Here is a 19043-nt window from a genome sequence, read left to right on the forward strand (position 1 = left end):
AGGACGTTGCGGTCAACGGCTGGTTCCGCGCGGTCGCCGTACCCGAAGGCGGGGCCGAGGTCGAGGGTGGCGACGCGCCCTCCGTGCTTCCCGGCGTAGCCTCGGTGGCCGTGGCCGTACTCCCGGTCGTGGCCGGCGGCGCGATTGTGGCGGTCCCGTCCGGGGGCGCGGGGACGGTGGAGGTGCCCGAGGAGGGGGGTGCGCTCGGGGACATGTCAGGTGTCGCGGGCGGGGCGGAGGTCGGCGGGCTCGTCGTGGGCTGTGGGCCGGGGCGGCTGGGCTCGACCCGGGTCGCATGGCCGGGCAGCAGGGACAGCCCGACACTGAGGCCGACGACGGCCAGGACGGAGCCGACCGCCCTCCGTGCGGCCCGTCTCCGACGGCGGACACGTACCCCTGCCCAGAGACGTTCCCGGTGCTTCGGCTCGAACCGTGCGGGCGCCGCCTCGGTGTCGCGCATCATCTGTGCCAGCTGCCGTTCGAAGTGATCCATGGGGTTCTCCTTCACCGCACCGGCTCGTTCACATTGCCCAGGATCTGCCTCAGCCGGGCCACTCCGCGTGCGGCATGGGACCGAGCCGTGCCCACCGGGCACCCGAGCACCTCCGCCACCTGCCCCTCGGGCAGGTCCTGGTAATAGCGCAGCACCACCGCCACCCTCTGCTTCGGAGACAACTGGGCCAGCGCGGCCTCCAGCCGGGAACGCTCCACCACGTCCGCTGACACATCGCCGACAACAGCCGTCTCGGGCAGCTGCTCGACGGGGCGTTCACCCCACCAACGCCGCTGTCCCGAGCGTGCCGCCGCACGCGTCATCACCTTGCGGACGTACGGCTCCGGTGCCTCGTCCGCGACCTTGGGCCAGACGAACCAGAGCTTGACCAAGGACTCCTGCAACAAGTCCTCGGCCCGATGCCGATCGCCTCCGACGAGCAGACGGGCCAGGTGGAGCAGTACCGACCACCGGGCAGCCACGAACTCGTCGAACGCACGGGCTCGACTCTGCTCCATCCACACTGTCCCTGTTCTCGCCGGTCGCCTACACCCTGTAGAAGGCACCGGGAGGTGGCCCACGATGCACCTGCGGACCATGATCTGGATCACAGGGCATATCGCCACCGAGCAGTCGGCCGAAGCGCAGGCAGCCACACGGGCCGCTGTCGATGCCCGCGACGGATCGGCACCCCTACCCCCTACGCCACCGAGGCTGCGCTCCTAATGAAGGGCGCCTGGAAGAACCCCGCGATCGGCAGTGCCCGCGCCGACATTGTCCTGACTGCGTTGGAGGCCGGGGTGGCGCTGCTGTTCATCCAGGCCGACAACTGCGCCGAGGAAGCCGTGCTGATTGCCGCGAAGTTCGACCAGTACGCCCGGTTCTTCCCGCGGCAGGAGAAGGGCACCGACGGCATCGAGAAGCCGCTGCGGCGCACCCGATGGTCCGCTCCTCCTTGCGAGGAGTACGAGCGGGTGCACCCGCCGGCTCTGCTCCTCTTCGCGGCGCGGGTCTGGACGACGCCGGCGAGTCAGGAGTGCGGCGGGTTTCGGCGAAGACGACCGACGCGGTCGCGCCGGCGAAACTGCGCGGCATCGATCCGGCCGACCGGGCGTTGGGCACCGCCGCGACCGTCGAGCGGTTCGCCGACGGCGACCTGATGGCGCTGGCCCACCAGGTCGAGCACGACGACGCCGAGCCGACCGGGCCCGGCGGACAACACAGCCTGCAACCGGGCACCTCGGCCCGGTCAGGATTCGGATCCACCGTCCGAGGCCCCGCCGACGCCGGTCGACCGGCCCGACACGGTCAGCTCTTCGTCGCGCAACGCCCATGACGGGCTGCCACCGGGGCCGGCCGGCACCTCCAAAGTGAACGGCGCGTAGTCGTTGAGGCTGTCGCGCACCGTGAACCCGGCCGACATCAGGATCGCGGTGATCGCCGCGAGCATCGCCTCCAGTACCACCCGCTGATGGGCGAGCGTCGGATCGTCCAGCAGGTTGAGCTTCACCGCACGCAGCACACAGTTCTCCAGTCGCGGGCTGGACCTCCAGGCCACGGACACCCCGCCGGCGTCGTCGTCGAACGGGTCGACATTGACCTCAACGCCTTGTGAAAGCACCGGATCCAGCCCCGGCGCCAGGACAGGCAAGCCGGCGGCCATCAGTTCATCCCGAACCCGGGCCGCGATGCGCTCGCGCTCGACCAGAACCTCAGCACCCACCTTTTCCAACATCTCGGCACCCTGAGGGCTGTCCCTGCACCACACGAGGGACGTGGCCCTCAGCGTCGCCCTGGGCGGCCGGTAGTACGACGTCGACCGGAGCCGCACCACCTTCTCGCGGGTGTCATCACGGCCACGGTCGTCACTACCGAAGGTCGGGAGACCCGGGTGCCGAGGCGGGCCGTCGTCCTCCGGCCCCTGATGAACCTCCTGGTGTTCCACGGAGTCTCGAACCCGGCCCCTCTCCTCGACCTCCGCCGCCCCGGGCCGTCCGGCGGCGGGAGCGGTGATGGACCTGTCTGCGAGCGGGGGCCTGACAGCCGCGGATCCCCGCGTGTAGCGTCACCCCATGACCGACGAGACCACGGCCAGGGCAGGTAGAGAGTTCTACACGTTCGACGGCCGGATCCTGGAGGTTTTCGGCAGCCATCCGCGGCGGTTCCACATCCGGAACATGGATCTGCGGGTCACGGGCCCCGACCGGAAGGGGAGGCGGACCGTCGAGGTCGTCGCCGGTTCGCCCGAAGCCCCGGCGGCGCAGCACACATGGCACCACTCGGCCGAGGAATGGCAGCAGGCGCAGGGCCTGGAAGCCCTGCTGGAAGCGGTACGGGCGGGTATCGCGTCGGCCCGCGAGCACGGATCCTGAGGATTTCCCGCAACTGCGGTTGAGGACGGCCACAGCCTGTCAGGGGCTCGGGTTTCTCCACAGATGCCGCTCGTCCAGGTGGCAGCAGCGACCAGGTGCCGGTGACCGCCCCGGATTCCACTCGGGCTGAAGCAGCGATCTCCATGACCACAGCCCTGCCCGTGTGACAACTGCTGTGCTCCGGCTTGCTCGTTCTGCAGTGCTTCAGCCCGTCATGTGCGTCCGATATTCGAACAGGCACGATGCGCAGAGGGCATTGCAGCAGTCAATCGTTCTGGAGCGGTGTCCCGTACGTGGCATCAAGTACCAGGGTGAGCAGCCGGTCGGGCTGCTCCGCGTCGTGAGCTTGACCGCCACGCCCCGTCCTCAACTTCCGCCCGGGTAGGGAGAGCTGAGGGACGAGGCGGGCTGCCCGTTGCGGTTCAGGCGAAGGCGGACGGGCGGCGGGTGCCGAGTGCGGTCTCGATCGTGTGCGCGGCGGTGAGGGCGAGTTCGTCGCGGTGATGGGGAGCGATGAGCTGGACGGCGAGGGGCAGGCCGTCCGGGGCGGTTCCGGCGGGGATGCTGATGGCGGGGTGGCCGGTGTCGTTGAAGACGGCGGTGTAGGAGATGGGCAGGACCCTCTCCTGGACGGCCGCAGCCACGTCGGGGCCTTCGGCCGGCCACGCGGTGGTGGGGGTGGTCGGCATGAGCAGCAGGTCGTACCGGTCGAAGAGGCCGGCCGCCCAGTGGTCGAGGTGGGCGCGGTGGGCCCAGTAGGCGGCCAGGTCGGCCGGAGTGAGGGAGCGACTCGCGTCGAGGAGGCCGGCGAACCACGGCTCGAAGGCGTCGCGACGCCGGGCGAAGTCGTCGTGGATGTCCAGGAGCCGGGCGTACGCCAGGACCTTCTGCCGGAGCTGGAACGGCGCGGGGAACTCGTCGGCGCCGGGCAGGGCCGACTCGTCGTCCCGTACGGCGTGCCCCTGGTCGCGCAGCAGGCCGGCCGCATGGTCGAGGGCCCCGAGGATCTCGGGGCGGGGGGTGGCGATACCGAGGGTGCGCAGGACTCCGATGCGCAGGGCGGGCAGCGGCGTCTTGAGGGCGTCGCGGTAGGAAAGGGCGGGTGCGGGCAGTGAGTTCGGGTCGGCGGGGTAGTGGCCGGCGGCGACGTCGAGGTGCAGAGCGGTGTCCTGTACGGTGCGGGCCATGCCCGTCAGGCAGGCGTGCTGGGGCCACACCGGCATCCGGTAGGGGCCGTGGGGGATGCGGCCGCGGGACGGTTTGAGGCCGACGACCCCGCACAGGGCGGCGGGGATGCGGGTGGACCCACCGCCGTCGCCGGCGGTGGCCAGGGCGACGAGTCCGGCGGCGACGGCCGCGGCCGAGCCGCCGCTGGAGCCGCCGGGTGTCCGCTCGGGGTTCCACGGGTTCCGGGTGGTGCCGAAGGCCTCGTTGGCCGTGTGCACGGCGGCGCCGAGCGGCGGCGTGTTCGTCTTGCCGATCACCAGGGCACCGGCGGCGCGCAGCCGGGCGACGTGGACGCTGTCCCGTGCCGCGGGCGGGCGGTCCCGGTAGGCGCGGGTGCCGCGGGCGGTGGGCAGGCCTTCCGCGTCTTCGAGGTCTTTGACGAGGATCGGGAGGCCGGCGAGCGGCCCCGAATCCTCGCCGCGAGCGAGGCGCCGTTCCAGAGCGGTGGCTTCGGCGAGCGCCCGCTCGGAGGCGAGGGCGACGACGGAGTTGACCGTCGTGTCGACGGTGGCGATCCGGTCGAGGGTGTGGCGCACGAGCTCGGTGGGTGACAGGTCCCGGCTGCGGATCAGGCCAGTGAGTTCGGTGGCGGAGGCGAAGGAAAGGTCGGTCATGGCGTGGTGGGCTCCTTGCGGGGCTGGGCGGTGTCAGGGGTGGTGGCTTCGAGGCTGACGCCGGTGGTGCGTGGGCCGTAACGGGCGGCGATGAGGCCGCCGGTGGCGCTGAGTGCGGCCAGCAGGACGAAGACGGCCGTGTAGCCGGCGCCGGTGTAGACGGCGGCGACGAGCATGGGCGCGGCGAAGTTGAAGATCCGCGACAGGGCATTGGCGGTGCCGGAGCCGAGCGCCCGGATCGGAGTGGGGAAGATCTCGGCCGAGTACACCTGGAGGAAGGGCACGGCCATCTGGAACAGCAGGCTGACCAGGCAGCCCAACACCAGGACGGCGGTGGGCGCGCGGACGGCCGAGAACAGCAGGAGAGCAGTGGCGGACAGGGCTCCGAGGGCGAGCTGGGTACGGCGCCGGTCCCAGCGGTCGATGAGCGGTACGGCGGCCAGCGCGCCCAGCGGGGCGGCTGTGGCCAGGGCGGCGGACAGCAGCAGGGTGTCGTCGAGGTCGAGTCCGGTCTCGGCGAGGAGCGTGGGCGTCCAGGTGTTGTAGGCGGAGTAGGCGAGCAGGCCGGTCACCCACATGGTGGTGACGATGAGGAAGTTCCGGCGATTGGCGTCAGCCCAGAGTTCGGCGATACGGGGGCGCGGCGGGGCGGCGGCGGTGACCGGTGCGGGCGATGTCGCGGGCGTGGCGAGGCTGTCTGCCGAGCGGGCTGCCGGCCCGTCGGCCGGGGGCCGGATGCCGCACTGGAGCTCGATCGACCGGACGATGTCCTCGGCCTCGGCGATTCGGCCGCGGGAGGCGAGCCAGCGGGGGCTCTCCGGAACCCAACGGCGGATCAGCCAGGCGAAGACGACCCCGAACAGCCCGAGGCCGAAGACGACTCGCCACCCCCACGTCCCCATGGGCACCAGGAAATAGCCGGCCCAGGCGGCAATGGGGATGCCGAGCGAGCCGACCGCCACCTTGTATGTCTGCAGGCGCCCCCGGGCTGCGGCGGGGACGAACTCGGCGAGGACGACGATGGCGGCCACGGCCATCCCCTGGGCGCCGAAGTGGGCCGCGGTGCGGGCGGTGATCAGCTGCCACGGGTTCTGGACCAGGGCGCAGCCGACGGTGGCGGTGCAGTAGAGGGTGACGCACGCCAGCATGGTGCGTCGGCGGCCGATCCGGTCGGCGAGGTAGCCGCCGAGCACACCCCCGGCGAAGGCGCCGAGCTGACTGATACCGGCCACGACGGCGACCGTGGACAGTGGCATGCCCCACTGCTCGCGCAGGGCGGGGGCTACGAACGCGAATGCGTACGTCTCCACCCACTCGAAGAGGATCATCCCGGCCAGGGCGAGGACCAGGCGACGGTGGAACGTGCTGAGCGGGAGCCGGTCGAGACGCATCCCGAGCGCGGCGGACTGCAAGGTGAGGGCCATGGGCGCGTGACCTCCCGAAAGGAAAAGGGGCGGGAAGGCGGGAGGTTCAGATCACGCCAAGGGCACACAGTTCGGCGAGTTCGTCCTCGCCGAGGCCGAGCACACCCCGGTAGACCTCGGTGTTGTGCTCGCCGAGCACCGGGCCGGTGGAGCGGATGCTGCCCGGAGTCTTCGACATCTTCGGCAGGGGGGCGACCATCAGGAGCTGCCCGAAGTCGGGGTCGTCGACTGTGACGAGCGTGCCCCGCTCCTGGTAGTGCGCGTCAGCGGCGATGTCCGCGATGCTCATCAGCGGCGATGCCGGGATCCCGGCATCGCTCAGCAGTTTCGTCACCTCGTCCGCCGAGTGGCCGCAGGCCCATTCGGCGATCAGTGTGTAGAGGGAATCCGCGTGTTCGGCGCGTGCCGCTCGTGTGGCGTACGCGGGATCCACCGCCAGCTCCGGGCGGCCCATGACGGCGGCGAGCCGGCCGAAGAGGGCGTCGGTGCCGGCGTGGATCGACACGCGCCGTTCATCGGAGGCCGTGAAGTCGCTGGCGGGCACGATCTGAGGGTTCCGGTTACCGAGGCGCTCCCGCACCCTGCCGGTCGTCGCGTACGCGGCGAGCGCGTCCTCGGATGCTCTGAACCCCGCCTCGTACAGCGCCAGATCGATCACCTGTCCACCGCCGCCCGCGGTGTCCCGGTGGTACAGCGCGGTGACCACCGAGAACGCCCCCAGATAGGCGGCCATGTAGTCGATCGTCGAATACCCACTGCGCACCGGCGGACGGTCCTCGTCTCCGGTGACGTAGGTCAGGCCGGCGAACGCGCTCGCGATCCGGTCGAAGGAACCGCGGTCGCTGTACGGCCCGGTCAGCCCGTATCCCGTCACGTACACGAGCACCGTGTCCGGAGCGAGTTCCCGCAGGGTGTCCGGGTCCAGGCCCCAGGCCTTGAGTGTCGGCGGCCGGTAGTTGGTGATGACTACGTCGAAGTGAGGCACGAGCCGGCGCACGATCCGCTGCCCGGCCTCGGTGCGCAGATCGAGAGTGACGGACTTCTTGTTGCGGGCTTCCTGGGCCCAGTACGGGGACCGGGCGCCCGGGGTCGTGCCGCGGGTGAAGTCGCCGCGGCCGGGATCTTCGACCTTGACGATCTCGGCGCCGAAGTCGCCGAGGAACGTGGCGGTGACCGGTGCGGCCAGCACGGTGGACAGGTCGAGGACGCGTATGCCCGCCAGAGGGAGTGTCGACATGGGTGCCCCTTCGCACACTATTCACGTTTCGTTATTAACGAAACGTTGTTAGTGGGACCATAGAGTGGCCATCTCGGCGCGGCAAGGGCTGAGGCGGGAAGATTCATCCAGGACGGACGGGGAGCAGCACATGACCAAGAGCCACACGCGCGAGGTCGAACAGGCCGAGACGGGCAAGAAGCGGCGCCGCCGCCGCAGCAGAGAGGAGACGGAGGCGGATCTGCTCGCCGCCGCACGCACCCTGCTCGATCGCGACGGAGTCCTCGCCGGGGTGAACCTCCGCGAGATCGCCGCTGAGGCGGGCGTCAACCACGGGCAGATCTACCAGTACTTCGGCACCCGCCAGTCCCTGCTCCGCGCCGCGGCAGCCGACCTCGTCGAGAACCAGACCGAAGACCGCGACGACCACTGGGAGCAGCCGTTCGCCGAGCGGCGCCTCGCGATGTTCCGTCACCGCCTCGGCGAGCCGGAACTCGTCAAACTCGAAGCGCTGCTCGCACTCGACCGCGACGACAGCTTCAGCCCGCTGCCTCGTCTCGCCCAGACCTTGCAGGCCCTGCAACGCGACCAGGCCGACGGCTCACTGCCCGATGACGCCGACATCCTCGCCGCCCACGTCATGACCGCCGCTGCGCAGATGGGCTATGTCATCTTCCGCGAGGCCTACGCCCGCGACACCGGCATCCCCGTCGACGAACTCGACACACGCGCGGCCCGAGCCTTCAGCCTCATGCTCGCCGGCCTCGCCACTCCGTCTTCGCAGCAGACCCCACAGGTGTGACGCGACTCGGTTCCACGGGCGCCAGAGGTACATATTCCTCCCCGTTACCTGGCCGCCCATGGGTCGGATGATCATGTTCAGGACGTAACACATCGGGTACTGATCAGGAAGCGGTGGCCGTCGTGGGGTCTTCTCGGAGAGACTCCTGGGCATGTCTGACAACTCGCTGTTCGTCGCCGGCCTCACAGGTGTGACGGCGATCGCGGCCAGTTCGCTGGCGAGCTGGCTGACCAGCAGGGGCAACGCCCGCGCTGCCCGGGTCCAGGTCGATGCGACTACTGAGGCGCAGCGCCGCGAAGGCACCCGTCAGACTCGGCGGGCGGCGTACCTGGAACTCATCGAGCAGGCCCAGGTCGTCGCTGACGGACTCCGAGTGGTCGACGGTCTCTCGATCACCGAGTGTGCAGCCGCCCTGTCCGCACACCGCGACCGGCACCAGCGGTTGCGTCGGGCGGTGACACTGGTTGAACTGGAAGGCCCTTCCACGGTCCAAGTCGCAGCGTCGAACCTGTTGATCATGTCGGGCACGCTCGCCACAGCTCTGGCGGCCATGGCCGAGAACGCCTGCCGTGAGAACCGCCGTGAGTTCCAAGAGACGTTACGTGCCTACATTCGGCTGATCACGCCCTTCGTCGACGCGGCTGCCGCGGCACTGAACGAGACGTAGGCGCACCGGTGAGCACGATTCGGAGCGGCCAGACCTTGGCAACCTTCTTCGGAGCGCGATCCAGGCGCGAGGCTTGTGCGGCGAGCAGGGCGATCACGTGCTGACCCGCGATTGATGTCGGGGCGTGTCGGTCTGTGGGTTCGGGAAGCGGGTGGTTCAGCAGGCCGTGGTGCGGACGTGCATCAGCTCCGTGTTCGGGTTGTGCCGGGTGGGTCGTTCGGCGGCGCGGTCGGAGACTAAGGCCCGTCGGCCGGGACGGCGACCCCTGGGGGGGACCTCCCGGGGCGCTCGGCCGATCGTGGAGGACCCCACCTCGTGGAGTACGCCCAACGCCTCATGGGTGAGCCCGGTCCGCAGATGGGCCAGTGCCACCAGGAGCCGGTCGCTGAAGACCGGTTCGTACTTCGGCCCGGCCCGCCTCCCTCCGACGTTCGCCCTCACGTCGCCCGGACTCGCCGCGGGCGCCACCCGGCGCGGGGCGAGTCCCGCCGCCAACTCGCCCGGATGTCGGCGCGACAGCCCGCAGAAAACACGATGGGACATGGCCGTGCGGGCCTGTTGATCTCCACGCACCAGGCAACTCGCGCGGGCGTCTCGATGCCCCCGCCCCACCGACCAGGATCACTCGCAGGTCGGCTCGTTAGGGTCGGAGGCATGACCACACCCCTCGCCGGCAGTGCCTTCGACTCGCTCCGCCTCGACGCCGTGCCCGACAAGGAGGCGCTGCGCGGGGCCTACGGACTCCCCAGCGCCGCGGCCGTGCGCAAGCAGATGACCGAACTCACCGAGCACACCCGGCGGTTGATCGGATGCTCATCGCTGGTTCTGGTCGCCAGCGCGGACGCCGAGGGCAACTGCGACGTCTCGCCGCGCGGCGGCCCCGCCGGGTTCGTCGCCGTCCTGGACACCCGGACGGTGGCGATACCGGACGCGACAGGCAACAAGCGTCTGGACACCCTGCAGAACGTCATCGCCACCGGACGGGCCGGGCTGCTGTTCGTCATCCCCGGGCGGACCACCACCCTGCGGGTGAACGGCCGGGCTGTCGTCTCCACCCGCCCGGAGCTGCTGTCGCAGCTGACCGCTGTGGGCAAGCCGCCGGCCAGTGCGCTGGTGCTGGGGATCGAGGAGGTCTACCCGCACTGCCCCAAGTCGCTGCTGCGCAGCGGGGCCTGGAATTCGGAGCGGTGGCTGCCGGCGGACGCCCAGCCGACCTCGGCCGAGGTGACGCTGGCCCAGCTGCGGATGCCGGAGCTGACGATCGCCGACATCGAGCAGGCGGAGGCGGACTCGCTGAAGTACCGGTACGAGTAACGGGCCGCCCTGCGATTGCTGAACCACCAGCCGGACGACGTGTCACAGTCAAAGGCATGGGTACGTGTGACTGCTCGCCGTACGGCGTTGGAGACCTGCGAACGCGATGACGAACGCGGGCGTCTTTCACGTCATGAAGCCGAGCTGCCAACCCCCGGGCCGGCACGGCCAGACACCGTGCTGGAGGAGCAGAGCGAAGCCGCCGAGGTCCTGGGACTCCTCCTGGCACTGCCCGATCGGCAACGGGACCATGGCATGGCATCTCGACGGCTACCGGCCCGATGTGCGACCAGGAGGAGAGGACGTAGCGGCATGGTGTTCTGAGGGCAGGCCGGAGCGGGTGACGCCGGCCGGGGGCGCGAGCCGGTGCCCCGCAGTACGTCCGGTTCGGCAGAAGGGCACGTTCTCCAGGAGAACCCGGCCCCGGAGGAAGTCGAGATCCGCCACATCGTGAAGCCCGGCAGTAGGCGTTCGGGCAGCCCATGTCCCGGACAAGAACAGGGCGCATCCGCAAGCGTCCACGGCGCGGCCTGCTCGGCACGCGCCGTCTCCTGCATGCGCAACTGCTCCAGCCGTTCCAAGAGCAGGTACTCGACCGTGCGCTCCCGAGCGGTTCCAGCAGCTTTCGTCGTACCCGCGATGGCGTCCGCGCCGTTCGGGTTGCGCTGGTACCAGCGGCGGTTCTGCTCGGTCGCGTACGCGCACCATGCCTCCGCGCTTGCGTCTCAGCCGGGTGGCGGGTTCGGTTCGCAGCCTCGGCAGGGGGAGCTGAGCACCCGCGCCGCATGTGCTCGCAGAGATGGGTCCGACGGGGAACGCAACTCACGTCGAGTCGGAGAGTGCGGGAAAAGAACCTGAGCGTCCTCCGACCACGACGTCGTGGTCCAGCGGCACACGTCACGGATTTGCAGGGCGAAGCGTCGGAGCACTCCACAAGTGAACGACCGCATGGTCGGCGCACGCGCCCGGCTCGGAACGGCGTCCCGGCCGCACACCGGGAAGACGCACCCGCCTGACCATGCACCAACCGGCTTACCCTTCAATTGCTGACGAAACAGCGTCGGCGGCCCTACGCTTCTGTGCCATGCGGGAGACGCGCCTCGACACTGCTCGGATCCGGGCGGCACGCCGGGTAATCGACCCGGCTTTTCTCGACACTCCGCTGTACCGGTGCGAGGCGCTGGAGCCCGACCTCGGGTGCACGGTGAGTATCAAGCTCGAAACGGCGAACCCGGTCCGCAGCTTCAAGGCCCGAGGTACCGAGGTAGTCGCGAGCCTGCTCGCCGACAATGGCCCACGGGCCGTGGTGTGCGCCAGCGCGGGCAATCTCGGCCAAGCCCTCGCCTGGTCCGGTCGTGGCCGGGGACTCGACGTCACCGTCGTGGCATCACGCTTCGCGACAGCGGCCAAGCTTGATCGCATCCGCGCACTGGACGCCAGGCTGGAACTGGTGGACGGCGACCACGAGATGGCTCGCGAGCGGGCCGCGGCCATCGCGCGCTGCGACGGTATCCGGCTGCTCGAAGACAGCCTGGACATCGAGACCTGCGAGGGTGCGGCGACCATCGGCCTGGAACTGGTGGACACCGTGCCGTCCTTCGACACGGTCCTGATCGCTCTCGGCGGCGGGGCGCTGGCCACCGGCGTGGGTCATGTGGTGAAGACCTCGGCACCCGATGTCGAGGTGATCTGCGTCCAGCCGCTGGGCGCACCGGCGATGACACACTCGTGGCACAGGCGGCGCGTCGTCACCACCGACTCGACCGACACCATTGCTGACGGCGTCGCCGGCCGGCGCCCCATTCCAGCCGTTCTGGACGACCTCCTCCTGGTCGCCGACGACGCCGTCCTGGTTCGGGAGGCGTCGATCACCGCCAGTATGAGGATGCTCCTCGACCACGCCGGCCTCGTCGTCGAACCGTCGGCCGCGCTCGGCATCGCGGCGGTCCTCGAAGACCGCGACCGCTTCGCCGGCCGACACGTGGTCACCATCGTGTGCGGCAGCAACGTCGACGTGGACGCCTACCATCGCTGGGTAGGCGCGGCTCCCGTCCACAGGTCTTGGTAAGCGCTCGAAAGATCCCTCGAAGAGTGCCGGCCACACCCTCCGCGCCCGTACGGAGCATCGCATCCGAAATCAGCCGCCGCCGGCGACGACGTCGATGTCCAACGGCCTTCCCGGAATGATCGTGGGAGAAGCATGAAGCCAGTAGGCGAGGGAGCAACACAGATGCTGCTACGTGATGTTGAGTGCGGCGACGTCGACGCCTACGTTCGGATGCGATGCGACCCGGTCATGATGGCCCAGCTCGGCGGCCCATTGCCTCGCGAGGGCATGGAGGCGAAGGTTCGGCGTGACGTTCAACAGGCTGCGCAGGACACGGGCTGGACAAAGATGATCGTGCCCGATGAGGCCGATCCGGGAGTGGTCGCGGGAACCGTGACCTTGTGGGCCCACGGCGCCGGCGCCGAGTGGATCTCGGAGATCGGCTGGATGGTACTGCCGGAGTTCCAGGGACGTGGACTCGGCAAGCAAGGCGTGCGCATGCTGCTCGACCTGGCTCGCGACGACGACCGGTGGGGGCTCATACATGCATTCCCGGCAGCAACGAACGTCCCGTCGAACGGGATCTGCCGATCCCTCGGTTTCAGGTTCCTGGGCGATCAGGACGTGCCCTTCGCCGGTCGAGTCCTACGAGCCAACCACTGGGCCATCGACCCTCGCACCGACATGACCTGAGACGCGATCCGCAGCACGCCGGGGGAGCCACGTGAAACGCGCTGAAGGCAGAGTCATTCGGTCTGGTGCGGCGAGGTCGAGGGCCTCCAGGCCGGCTTTGCCGGAGCGGAGGAGAAACTCGCCCAGCTCGACAGCCTCATCGCCCGTCGCCCGACAACGGCCGTCCTGGGGATGCCGACCGTCGCCGGCATCGTCATCCCCACAATCCCAACCATCCCCGCCACTGACACCCACGGATCCGCACCAGTCCTGAATGCCCGTGGTCGCCGCGAAGCCGCACCGCCTACGCTCCATCCCATGCGCAGTGTCCGTTCGGGCCGGCACGCCGCGTACGACGTGGCCCGCAACGGCCACCATCGGCCGGCAGGAGTTGGGCTGCCATGACAGAGGCCAGCCGGATTGTGCAGTCTCGCGCTGACGGAGCACGTCGTAGCCCACGAACTCGAACAGCCGGGTGCCGGTACGCAGGGGGCGAGGCGTGCCGGTGAACCGGTGCACACCGACCCCGTAGCCAGCACCTGGTTCGGACAGCCACTGCAGTTCGAAACCCTGCTCGCCGAACCACTCGCAGATCACGGGCGCTCGGTCGGGGGCGGCACGGTTGCGGGTCCAGATGACGGTGCCACCGGTTTTGCACAACCGGTTGCAAGCGCCGATGGTGCCCTTGATGTCGTTGTCGGTGATGTTTCCGAAGACACCGGAGACCGGAACGAGGTCCGCGGGGGTCACGTCCTGGTAGTGGTCGACAAGTGAGGCGTCGCCCGTCACTACCTCGGCCTGGTCCAGCTCTGCCGGTCGGGCAGTCTCCGAAGCCGCTGCGGTGTTGCGGGCGTCCAATGCGACAAGCCGCGCCCGCACCTCGTGGCGGCGCGGATGATCGGACAGGACATGGAGGAGGTCGCGGCCGTCCCCGGCGCACAGGCTGATCACCTTCAGCTGCCCGGCCGGGGCATCGTCCACGGCAGCCCGGGTCTGCGATTGAACGGTCCGCAGCCTCCGTGCCATCCAGGAGCCCGCTGCGTCGTACTTGCCATGCCAGGCGTTCCAGTCCATTGCCGCCCTCTGCGGCTGACCAAGAACCGCAGCCGATCCCAGTTCGATCACCGCGGCCATCCACAGGTCTTGACAATTGCTTCCGCGTCGGCGGGATGTCGGCTGTCCGGCGGGACTGTCGGTGATCCATGGGCGATGTGTCGGTGGACGCTGGAACCGTGGGTGTCGCGTTGCCCAAGGGAGCAGCCGCAGCCGCCTTCAACAGCAAGGAACCCTGTCGCCATGTCGTCCACATCCTCAACCCCGTCCTGGAATGTCCAACGGCTGCCCGCCGCTGATGGCCGCGTCTTCCTGGTCACCGGCGGCAACGCCGGCATCGGGTACTTCATCGCGGAGCAGTTGTCCGCAACCGGAGCCACCGTCGTAATCGGCAGCCGGAATCCCGCCAAGGCCGAGGTCGCCACTGCCTCGATCCGTGCGCGTGTTCCCGGCGCACGGGTGCGGGCCGTACGGCTGGACCTCGCCGACCTCTCGTCGCTCGAAGCAGCGGTGGAATCGCTGGAGGTGGAGCACCTCGACGCGGTGGTCCACAACGCCGGCGTCGCGCTTGACGACCCCCCGCGCAAGGAGACCGGGGACGGTCACGAGCTCATGTTCGGCACGAACCACCTCGGGCACTTCGCCTTGACCCAGTGGCTGATACCACTGCTGTCGGCTGCGCCGGCAGCCCGCGTTGTGACCATGGGCAGCTTCGCTGCGAAGTCCGAGCGGCTCGACCTGGACGACCTGCAGTCCTGGAAGGACTACCGGCCCAAGCGCACCTACGGACGCTCCAAGTTGGCACAGATGTACTTCGGCATCGAACTCGACCGCCGCCTGCGCGTTGCCCGCAGCACGGTGGCGAGCGTGGTGGTCCATCCCGGCGGCGCGCTGGACTCCCTCACCCCGTCACGGCCACCGGTCCATGTGCGAACGAACGGCGCACGGCTGAGCGCGGCACCTGCGGCCCTCCTCGTCCAGGGCAAGCACGCCGGCGCATGGTCCGCTGTCCGAGCAGTGCTCGACCCAGCTGTGCACGGAGGCGAACTATGGGGCCCACGTGTCTTCGGCCTGCGCGGCGAGCCCCGACGTGAACCCGTGTGGAACCACCTCGCCGACCCTTGGGCCGCGGCGCGGCTGTGGGACGCAAGCTGCGATCTGATCGGCGCCGATCCCAGCATCATCTCCGGATAGCTCGGGCACGCATGTCTGCTGACAGGTTGCCGACCAGTTCCCGGCCACCTGGGGTGTGCAGCACGACGGCCCGAACACGGGGGAGAGGCCGCCGAGTTCGAGGATGCCGCGGGAAGCAGCCGGATCGCGGAGCCGGTCGCGGACGCCCCGATCCGGTCGGCGGCGGGCGACGCCGACGGCCGGTGGGCACGGCGCGGCCAACGAGCTGATCCCGGGCGCGAATGCGCGATGAGGGCGGGCACCGTGGCAATGCGGCCTCATGCAGGGCGGAGAGGCCGCGCGGTCAACTCCACCGTGCCGGTCTCCGTTCTGCGTGAAGCGGAGCCTTCGCACGGCGCGGATCGACATCGAAATCGAAATCGACGCGACATCGCCGGGGCCGGGCGAGTTGCCTGTGGCCTGAGGCGCCAACCCGGTTGCGTGAAACGTCATTTCGTGACTTCTCCCAGGGCCCCGTACCGTCCGATTCATGGAACGGAATTTTCTGACAGCCGAAGACCTCGCGACTGCCTTGCGGGCTGGTGAAGTGACCTCGGCGGACCTGACCGACGAGACAATCGCCTGTATCGAGAAGGACGACGAGGCGATCAACGCGATCTGTGTGCCCGACTTCGACCGTGCACGGGTCGCAGCGCGGCGTGCCGACGAGGCGCGCGCCCGCGGTGAGGACCGGCCGCTGCTCGGCATTCCTGTGACGGTCAAGGAGTCCTACAACATCGCCGGCCTGGCCACGACCTGGGGCATGCCACTACACCGGAACTACCTGCCGGCCGAGGACGCGGTGCAGGTGTCCCGGCTCAAGGCCGCAGGCGCGGTGGTGCTCGGCAAGACGAATGTGCCCGTAGGGCTACAAGATATTCAGAGCTTCAACGAGCTATACGGCACCACCAACAACCCGTGGCATCACGGTCGCACGTCAGGCGGGTCCTCCGGCGGATCGGCCGCTGCCCTGGCGTCCGGATTCGGCGCGCTGTCCATCGGCTCCGACCTCGCCGGCTCGCTGCGCACACCCGCCCACTTCTGCGGTGTCTACGCGCACAAGCCGACCCTGGGGCTCGCGGCGACCCGCGGCATGGTGGCGCCGGGCGCGTTGGCCCTGCCGACCGAACTTGACCTCGCTGTCGTCGGTCCGATGGCGCGCTCCGCCCGCGACCTCATGCTGCTGCTCGACGTCATGGCCGGACCGGACCCGCTGACGCTCGGTGTGGCGCATGACGTAACGCTGCCGCCGGCGCGTCACGACCGGCTCAGTGACTTCCGGGTCCTGGTTCTCGACGAGCATCCGCTCATTCCGACCGGGGCCGCTGTGCGGGCGGGTGTGAACCGGGTGGCCGACGCGCTCGTCGACGGTGGCGCCGGCGTCGAACGGCACAGTTCGCTCCTGCCCGATCTGACCGAAGCCGCCCTGCTCTACACGCTGTTGCTGTTCTCGGGATCAGTTGCACGTTTTCCCGTCGAGGCATTCGAGCAGCTGCAGGACCGCGCCGCCCAACTGGGGGCGGACGACCAGAGTCTCGATGCGACGCGGCTGCGCGGGATGGTCTTCAGCCACCGAGACTGGATCGAGGCGAACAGCCGTCGGGAGCTTCACCGCTACGGCTGGCGGCAGCTCTTCGCGGAGTTCGATGCCGTGGTGTGTCCCATCACCCCCACTCCCGCGTTCTCGCACGACCACAACCCCGATCCGAGGGAACGCCGGATCGACATCGACGGCGTCGAGTACCCGTACTTCGACCAGCTCGTCTGGGCCGGTCTGGCGACCATGCCCGGTCTGCCCGCCACCGCCATACCAACGGGCCCATCCCCCGAGGGACTGCCGGTGGGAGTGCAGCTCATCGGTCCGATGTTCGAAGACCGCACCCCACTGCGGCTGGCCGAGCTGCTCGAACAGAAGATCGGCGGCTTCCAGGCGCCGAAGTAGGGCGTAAGACGGGGCATCCGTCGAGGACGGTGCTCTCCGGGTGAGCTGAGGTGAGCCGAGGTGAGCCGAGGTGCGCGAGTTCTGGAGTGGCAAGAGGCGTGTGCTCTGCGCGCGAGCGGAGGCGATCCGTGGAAACGGTCAGGCGGGCCGGCACCGAGAAGCGGTCGGTGCCGACGGCAGGACGCGCTCTGCACGCCTTGAGGCGATGTCGTGGGCGCCTGGCCACCCCGGACGCCGCCGCGTCCCGCCCCAGGAGCGAGGCGCGACCGGTGGCCCACCCGGGTGGCAAGTCGTGCGGAACGTGGCGTCGCGGCGAGTCCGGAACCGGGCGGCTCAGCTGAGGTTGTCACTCGGCTCGGAGTCGCGGATCATGCGCACGTTGGGCAGCCTTCCTCGCCAGATCTCTCGTTCACCCGTGGTCTTGAATCCGTAGCGCTCGTAGAAGTGGACCGCGCGCTCGTTGTACTCCGTGACCCACAGGCGCATGGGCGCGCTTCCCGCCCAGGCGAGGAATTCGCTCATCATCCGCCCCCCGACACCTTTGCCCTGGGCCTCGTTCAGCAGATACATCGGCCCGAGGACGACCCCATCGTCCCGGCGGCCGCAGAGGAAACCGACGATCTCCGTATCGGAGCGGACGACGCGGCAGAACAGCAGGTCCGGCTGTTGCTTCGCTGCCACTATGAACGTCCGCCACTGAGCGATCCCTTCCGCGGTGGCGGAGTAGCCGCGGTGCTCACGTATCCATCTCTCGTCTATCCCTGCCTTCTCGTTGGGATACGTCTGCAGCCAGGCCCTCAACTGCACGAGCCCCAGGGACTCGGCGTCCTCGGTGTGGGGGGCTTCGATCACGTGGGTCATGGCGGCCTTCCTCGACGATGCCATGCGAGCACCTCGCACGGCTCTTCTCGGCTTCGGCCCCGCCGCGCGAGGCCGCCGAGTCGGTGTGACGGGCGGTGGCCGCCGCTACCGCCCCGGCGTGCTGCCGCGTACGACCGGCTCCGCGGGAAGCAGCAGCCCGCTCGCCGGGACTGCGGCGGGGTCCTCGACGGCGGTGATCAGCCGGTCGACGAGGGCGTGGGCGATGGCGGCCAGGGGCAGGCGCGCGCTGGTGAGCGCGGGCTGGAGCAGCGTGCAGAGCGGGATGTCGTTGAAGCCGGTGACGGCGACGTCGTCGCCGACGACGAGGCCCGCGGCGCGGACGGCCTGGTAGGCGGTCAGGGCGAGCCAGTCGTTCGCGCAGACGAGGGCGGTCGGGCGGTCGGGGCCGGTGAGCAGGCGCTGGACGGCGTGGGAGAGCGCGGCCGGATCGTCGTCGGGGACGCCGACCTCGAAGGCGCCGTCGGGGGCGGCGGCCGCGGCTTGCAGGAAGCCGGCCCTGCGGTCGGCGAGCCAGGGCAGGGACGCGGCGGAGTTGAGGTAGCAGATCCGGCGGTGGCCCTGGTCGAGCAGGAGTGTGGCCAGGGCGGCGGTAGCGGCCGTGGAGTCGATGTCCACCCAGTTCTGCGGGCGGCCGGGGGCGGTGCGGCCGAAGGCGGCGAACGGGAAGCCTGCCTCGGTGAGCACGTCGACGCGGGGGTCGTCGTGGACGACGTCGGAGAGGACGAACCCGTCGACCTGGCGGGCCGCGATCAGGCCGTTGAAGGACCTGGCGACCGCTCCGGCGCCCTGCTGGGGGTCGGAGCGGAACACCAGGATGCGGTGGCCGACGGCGTCGGCGGCGGTCACCAGCGCCTGGAGGAAGCCGCCCATCAGAGGGTTGGGGTCGGCGGGGTTGTCGGCGGGGGCGGGATAGCCGATGACCTTGCGGGTGCCGGTGCGCAGGCTGCGGGCGGACTGGTCGGGCTGGTAGCCGAGTTCGTCGATGGCGGCGGTGACCCGGGCGAGGGTGGTGGCGCGCAGCCGGTGGGGCGCGTTGAGGGCGTTCGAGACGGTCTGGCGGGAGACTCCGGCCGCTTGTGCGACGTCCTCGATGGTCACCTGTCGAGCGGTCATCGTTCCTCTGTGGTCGGCGGGCTGGGGGCGGC

The 19043-nt window shown here is 69.9% G+C and carries 19 protein-coding genes; 9 read left to right on the forward strand and 10 right to left on the reverse strand.

Annotated features, from left to right (window positions below; all coding sequences use genetic code 11):
- Nucleotides 1-504 precede the first annotated feature (504 nt).
- A complete protein-coding gene (locus ACFVH0_RS16290) occupies nucleotides 505-1011 on the reverse strand; it encodes a SigE family RNA polymerase sigma factor (protein ID WP_385820626.1) in 507 nt (168 codons plus the stop codon).
- Nucleotides 1012-1218: 207 nt separating this feature from the next.
- Here ACFVH0_RS16290 and ACFVH0_RS16295 point away from each other — a divergent pair, with 207 nt between their 5' ends.
- Entirely contained in the window at nucleotides 1219-1653 is a 435-nt protein-coding gene (locus ACFVH0_RS16295) for a hypothetical protein (RefSeq protein ID WP_385820628.1), read from the forward strand.
- Nucleotides 1654-1742: 89 nt separating this feature from the next.
- On the opposite strand, the gene ACFVH0_RS16300 is transcribed toward ACFVH0_RS16295, so the two are convergent.
- Nucleotides 1743-2228: a hypothetical protein gene (locus tag ACFVH0_RS16300; RefSeq protein ID WP_385820630.1), complete on the reverse strand. Its 486-nt coding sequence runs from the start codon at nucleotides 2226-2228 to the stop codon at nucleotides 1743-1745.
- A 337-nt stretch (nucleotides 2229-2565) separates the two neighbouring features.
- Here ACFVH0_RS16300 and ACFVH0_RS16305 point away from each other — a divergent pair, with 337 nt between their 5' ends.
- A complete protein-coding gene (locus tag ACFVH0_RS16305; protein WP_385820632.1) occupies nucleotides 2566-2865 on the forward strand; it encodes a hypothetical protein in 300 nt (99 codons plus the stop codon).
- Nucleotides 2866-3287: 422 nt separating this feature from the next.
- On the opposite strand, the gene ACFVH0_RS16310 is transcribed toward ACFVH0_RS16305, so the two are convergent.
- The 3 genes from ACFVH0_RS16310 to ACFVH0_RS16320 are packed head-to-tail and all read right to left on the reverse strand — an operon-like array spanning nucleotide 3288 to nucleotide 7367.
- On the reverse strand, nucleotides 3288-4706 hold the full coding sequence (locus ACFVH0_RS16310; RefSeq protein WP_385820634.1) for an amidase: 1419 nt from the start codon (nucleotides 4704-4706) through the stop codon (nucleotides 3288-3290).
- A complete protein-coding gene (locus tag ACFVH0_RS16315; protein ID WP_385820636.1) occupies nucleotides 4703-6130 on the reverse strand; it encodes an MFS transporter in 1428 nt (475 codons plus the stop codon). Before ACFVH0_RS16315 ends, ACFVH0_RS16310 begins: the two co-directional genes overlap by 4 nt.
- Nucleotides 6131-6176: 46 nt before the next feature.
- Nucleotides 6177-7367 (reverse strand): CaiB/BaiF CoA transferase family protein, encoded by a 1191-nt coding sequence (locus tag ACFVH0_RS16320; RefSeq protein WP_385820638.1) that lies wholly within the window; start codon nucleotides 7365-7367, stop codon nucleotides 6177-6179.
- A 130-nt stretch (nucleotides 7368-7497) separates the two neighbouring features.
- Here ACFVH0_RS16320 and ACFVH0_RS16325 point away from each other — a divergent pair, with 130 nt between their 5' ends.
- Together ACFVH0_RS16325 and ACFVH0_RS16330 are read left to right on the forward strand one after the other, a co-directional pair.
- Nucleotides 7498-8148 (forward strand): TetR/AcrR family transcriptional regulator, encoded by a 651-nt coding sequence (locus tag ACFVH0_RS16325; protein ID WP_385820640.1) that lies wholly within the window; start codon nucleotides 7498-7500, stop codon nucleotides 8146-8148.
- A 151-nt stretch (nucleotides 8149-8299) separates the two neighbouring features.
- Nucleotides 8300-8815: a hypothetical protein gene (locus ACFVH0_RS16330; protein WP_385820642.1), complete on the forward strand. Its 516-nt coding sequence runs from the start codon at nucleotides 8300-8302 to the stop codon at nucleotides 8813-8815.
- Between the two features lie 156 nt (nucleotides 8816-8971).
- On the opposite strand, the gene ACFVH0_RS16335 is transcribed toward ACFVH0_RS16330, so the two are convergent.
- Complete coding sequence (locus ACFVH0_RS16335; RefSeq protein ID WP_385820644.1) at nucleotides 8972-9358, reverse strand: transposase family protein; 387 nt, start codon at nucleotides 9356-9358, stop codon at nucleotides 8972-8974.
- A 111-nt stretch (nucleotides 9359-9469) separates the two neighbouring features.
- On the opposite strand from ACFVH0_RS16335, the gene ACFVH0_RS16340 reads away from it, so the two are divergent.
- Nucleotides 9470-10129, forward strand: a complete 660-nt coding sequence (locus tag ACFVH0_RS16340; protein ID WP_385820645.1) for an MSMEG_1061 family FMN-dependent PPOX-type flavoprotein — start codon at nucleotides 9470-9472, stop codon at nucleotides 10127-10129.
- Nucleotides 10130-10255: 126 nt separating this feature from the next.
- Here ACFVH0_RS16340 and ACFVH0_RS16345 read toward each other — a convergent pair whose 3' ends face one another.
- The gene (locus tag ACFVH0_RS16345) at nucleotides 10256-10381 is read right to left on the reverse strand and encodes a hypothetical protein (RefSeq protein ID WP_385820647.1); all 126 of its coding nucleotides are present in this window, start codon (nucleotides 10379-10381) and stop codon (nucleotides 10256-10258) included.
- Between the two features lie 832 nt (nucleotides 10382-11213).
- Between ACFVH0_RS16345 and ACFVH0_RS16350 the strand changes: the two genes are divergently transcribed.
- A complete protein-coding gene (locus tag ACFVH0_RS16350) occupies nucleotides 11214-12197 on the forward strand; it encodes a threonine/serine dehydratase (protein WP_385820649.1) in 984 nt (327 codons plus the stop codon).
- A gap of 162 nt (nucleotides 12198-12359) precedes the next feature.
- Complete coding sequence (locus ACFVH0_RS16355; protein ID WP_385820651.1) at nucleotides 12360-12869, forward strand: GNAT family N-acetyltransferase; 510 nt, start codon at nucleotides 12360-12362, stop codon at nucleotides 12867-12869.
- Here the strand turns inward: ACFVH0_RS16355 and ACFVH0_RS16360 are convergent.
- Nucleotides 12822-13982 (reverse strand): class I SAM-dependent methyltransferase, encoded by a 1161-nt coding sequence (locus tag ACFVH0_RS16360; RefSeq protein WP_385820653.1) that lies wholly within the window; start codon nucleotides 13980-13982, stop codon nucleotides 12822-12824. The two genes, ACFVH0_RS16355 and ACFVH0_RS16360, sit on opposite strands and share 48 nt — an antisense overlap.
- A 162-nt stretch (nucleotides 13983-14144) precedes the next feature.
- Between ACFVH0_RS16360 and ACFVH0_RS16365 the strand changes: the two genes are divergently transcribed.
- Together ACFVH0_RS16365 and ACFVH0_RS16370 are read left to right on the forward strand one after the other, a co-directional pair.
- Entirely contained in the window at nucleotides 14145-15095 is a 951-nt protein-coding gene (locus ACFVH0_RS16365) for an SDR family NAD(P)-dependent oxidoreductase (RefSeq protein WP_385820655.1), read from the forward strand.
- A 469-nt stretch (nucleotides 15096-15564) separates the two neighbouring features.
- Nucleotides 15565-17016, forward strand: coding sequence for an amidase (locus tag ACFVH0_RS16370; protein ID WP_385820657.1), 1452 nt, complete (start codon nucleotides 15565-15567; stop codon nucleotides 17014-17016).
- A 333-nt stretch (nucleotides 17017-17349) separates the two neighbouring features.
- Here the strand turns inward: ACFVH0_RS16370 and ACFVH0_RS16375 are convergent, their stop codons facing one another.
- The gene (locus tag ACFVH0_RS16375; protein ID WP_385820659.1) at nucleotides 17350-17877 is read right to left on the reverse strand and encodes a GNAT family N-acetyltransferase; all 528 of its coding nucleotides are present in this window, start codon (nucleotides 17875-17877) and stop codon (nucleotides 17350-17352) included.
- A gap of 105 nt (nucleotides 17878-17982) precedes the next feature.
- A complete protein-coding gene (locus tag ACFVH0_RS16380; RefSeq protein WP_385820661.1) occupies nucleotides 17983-19011 on the reverse strand; it encodes a LacI family DNA-binding transcriptional regulator in 1029 nt (342 codons plus the stop codon).
- Nucleotides 19012-19043: the final 32 nt, after the last annotated feature.

It is taken from the genome of Streptomyces sp. NPDC127117 (genome assembly GCF_042677325.1).
Taxonomy (GTDB): Bacteria; Actinomycetota; Actinomycetes; order Streptomycetales; family Streptomycetaceae; genus Streptomyces.